A 1,004-nucleotide genomic window follows, 5' to 3' on the forward strand; every position below is an offset into this window, starting at 1 on the left:
TTAAATACAATTGAAAAAAATTAAATATATTTGTCATAAACACAACTATACCTATGGCTATAGGAAAGTAATTGCGGAATTAAATAAATTTAGTGAAATAATAGTTAGCCACAAAAAGTACAAAAAATTATGCAGGAAAATGGATTGAATTGTCGCGTTAAACCTAAGAAATCTAAAAAACCAGGTAATCCATTTTATAAAATAGGCAATTTGTTACAGAGGAATTTTAATGCAAATAGGCCATTAGAAGTACTTGTAACAGATATTACTTATTTACCTTTCGGTAATACAATGTTGTATCTATAGTCAATTATGGATGTCTATAACGGGGAAATAGTTGCTTATTCTATAGATAATCATCAGAACCAAAATTTAGTAAACGAGACTTTGAACCAATTAGAAATTCCAGATAGTTGTATTCTTCATAGTTATCAAGGTAGTGTTTATACGTCGTATGAATATTATGAATTGTGCAAAGAAAAAGGCATTACCAGAAGCATGTCCCGTAAGGGAACGCCAGCCGATAATGCCCCGATCGAATGTTTTCATTCCTCACTAAAGTCTGAAACATTCTACTTAAACAAAGAGCTCAAGAGCTCTAATAACATTGTAATAGATATTGTCGAAAATTACATTGAAAACTATAATAAAGTTAGAATTCAACAAAAACTAGGCTACTTAGCTCCTATAGAATTCAGGAAATCAGCAGCTTAGAAAATAGTGTTTTTATTAAATTCCCATCTTAAGGGTTCAGTGCCTTGAAAAAGGTGTCTCTTAATCATTTCATAATCAAATTCCATCTTAATAACGAAGTGTTTTTGAACTAATATTACTAGCTTTATCTAATAATATTAGTTTGATATAGTCAGAGATTAGGTCTTTTGTTAAAGAGAACTTTTAGTTCCCTTCCTTTCCAATAACTCCTGTGCCTTTTTAGGGACGTTATCAGCATCTACCTCTTCATAGGTAATCACTTCATCTTTCTTGTAATAAACTTTTAAATA

1 pseudogene is annotated in these 1,004 nt (G+C 30.3%); it reads left to right on the top strand.

Features of this window, described 5'->3' with window-relative positions:
• Positions 1-13: 13 nt before the first annotated feature.
• Positions 14-714 (top strand): annotated as a pseudogene (locus tag FHL06_RS14875) (IS3 family transposase); the annotation flags it as partial.
• Positions 715-1,004 lie beyond the last annotated feature (290 nt).

The organism is Companilactobacillus halodurans, from assembly GCF_009600985.1.
GTDB lineage: Bacteria > Bacillota > Bacilli > Lactobacillales > Lactobacillaceae > Companilactobacillus > Companilactobacillus halodurans.